The sequence below is a fragment of the Asaia prunellae JCM 25354 genome, assembly GCF_000613885.1.
GTDB lineage: Bacteria > Pseudomonadota > Alphaproteobacteria > Acetobacterales > Acetobacteraceae > Asaia > Asaia prunellae.
Map to the genome: position 1 here is coordinate 1 of NZ_BAJV01000028.1, position 2,500 is coordinate 2,500.

1 tRNA gene and 2 rRNA genes (1 of these 3 cut by a window edge) are annotated in these 2,500 nt (G+C 55.1%); all 3 read right to left on the bottom strand.

Features of this window, described 5'->3' with window-relative positions:
* Nucleotides 1-55: 55 nt before the first annotated feature.
* Nucleotides 56-132, bottom strand: a tRNA-Met gene (locus JCM25354_RS15255).
* A 32-nt stretch (nt 133-164) separates the two neighbouring features.
* Nucleotides 165-279, bottom strand: a 5S ribosomal RNA gene (gene rrf, locus JCM25354_RS15260).
* Nucleotides 280-394: 115 nt separating this feature from the next.
* A 23S ribosomal RNA gene (locus JCM25354_RS15265) occupies nt 395-2,500 on the bottom strand; it runs 635 nt beyond the window's last position.

Below are 2,500 nucleotides of genomic sequence, written 5' to 3' on the forward strand. Positions count from 1 at the left end.
CTGATTCATAGGGATTTGGACACAAGAAAGCCCGCTTGTGAGAGCGGGCTTTGTTTGGTTGCGGGGGCAGGATTTGAACCTGCGGCCTTCAGGTTATGAGCCTGACGAGCTACCGGGCTGCTCCACCCCGCGTGGGTGGGGTGTTTTGTGGGGTGGATCAGGGGACCTGGCGGCGACCGACTTTTCCGCATCTTAAGATGCAGTATCATAGGCGCTGGGGCGTTTCACGTCCGAGTTCGGGATGGGATCGGGTGGAAGTCTCCCGCCATAGCCACCAGGTCTTCTGATCCACCCGACAACTGTGTGTCGGTGTGGGAGGTTGGTGTTTGTGTATGATGAGTGTGTTTTGCGTGGATGATTGCTATGCATGTGTATGCTCTGGTTAACAGAGCGTTGTGTGAGCGATATGGGCGATTAGGACCGGTTAGCTTCACGTGTTACCACGCTTCCACACCCGGCCTATTGACGTGATGGTCTTTCACGGCCCTGTGAGACCTAGTTTTGAGGTGGGTTTCCCGCTTAGATGCTTTCAGCGGTTATCCCGTCCATACTTAGCTACCCGGCTGTGCCGCTGGCGCGACAACCGGTACACCAGAGGTATGTTCATCCCGGTCCTCTCGTACTAGGGACAAATCCTCTCAAGTCTCATACACCCACGGCAGATAGGGACCGAACTGTCTCACGACGTTCTAAACCCAGCTCACGTACCACTTTAATCGGCGAACAGCCGAACCCTTGGGACCTGCTCCAGCCCCAGGATGTGATGAGCCGACATCGAGGTGCCAAACCTCCCCGTCGATGTGGACTCTTGGGGGAGATCAGCCTGTTATCCCTAGAGTACCTTTTATCCGTTGAGCGATGGCCCGTCCACGTGGGACCACCGGATCACTATGGCCGACTTTCGTCTCTGTTCGAGCTGTCACTCTCACAGTCAGGCGGGCTTATGCCATTGCACTCGACAGTCGGTTTCCGACCGACCTGAGCCCACCATCGCGCGCCTCCGTTACACTTTGGGAGGCGACCGCCCCAGTCAAACTGCCCACCATGCAGGGTCCCGGACCAGGCTAGACTGGTCTCGGTTAGACATCAGAAAAATTCAGGGTGGTATTTCAAGGACGGCTCCACCGGTACTGGCGTCCCGGGTTCATAGCCTCCCACCTATCCTACACAGGATGTCTCTGATGCCACTGCAAAGCTGCAGTAAAGGTTCATAGGGTCTTTCCGTCTGACCGCGGGTACCCCGCATCTTCACGGGGAATTCAATTTCGCTGAGTCGATGCTGGAGACAGTGGGGAAGTCGTTACGCCATTCGTGCAGGTCGGAACTTACCCGACAAGGAATTTCGCTACCTTAGGACCGTTATAGTTACGGCCGCCGTTTACCGGGGCTTCAATTCAATGCTTGCACATCTCCTCTTAACCTTCCGGCACCGGGCAGGCGTCAGGCCGTATACGTCGTCTCTCGACTTCGCACAGCCCTGTGTTTTTACTAAACAGTCGCTACCCCCTGGTCTGTGCCACCCGCACATGGTTGCCCACATACGGGTCTTGCTTATCCCGAAGTTACACAAGTAATTTGCCTAGTTCCTTCAGCATCGTTCTCTCAAGCGCCTTGGTATTCTCTACCAGTCCACCTGTGTCGGTTTCGGGTACGGTCTATACGCCAGAGCTATTTCCTGGAATGCTCCAAAAGCCTGGTCAATCCAATAAGACCAGACAACATATCGCATTCGTCACTTCTGGCAGGCCCAGTAATATTCAACTGGTTCCCATCGACTACGGCTTTCGCCCTCGCCTTAGGGGCCGGCTCACCCTGCGTGGATTAACCTTGCGCAGGAACCCTTGGACTTTCGGCGACAGTGTTTCTCGCACTGTTTGTCGCTACTCATGTCAGCATTCGCACTTCCGATATCTCCAGAGAGGGTCACCCCGTCTCCTTCGCAGACCTACGGAACGCTCCGCTACCGCGCATATCAAAGATATGCACCCACAGCTTCGGCACGTGGCTTGAGCCCCGTTACATTTTCGGCGCAGGGTTTCTATTAGACCAGTGAGCTATTACGCTTTCTTTAAAGGATGGCTGCTTCTAAGCCAACCTCCTGGTTGTTTTGGAATCCCCACATCCTTTCCCACTTAGCCACGATTTAGGGGCCTTAGCTGGTGGTCTGGGCTGTTTCCCTCTCGACAATGGACCTTAGCACCCACTGTCTGTCTGCCACGCTCATACTCCTCGGTATTCGGAGTTTGGTTAGGTTTGGTAAGACTTTGGGTCCCCCTAGCCCATCCAGTGCTCTACCCCCGAGGGCAATACGTGACGATCTACCTCAATAGATTTCGCGGAGAACCAGCTATCTCCGAGTTTGATTGGCCTTTCACCCCTAGCCACAGCTCATCCCCGACTTTTTCAACAGGCGTGGGTTCGGCCCTCCAGTGCGTGTTACCGCACCTTCAGCCTGGCCATGGCTAGATCACTCGGTTTCGGGTCTTCTGCCAGCAACTCA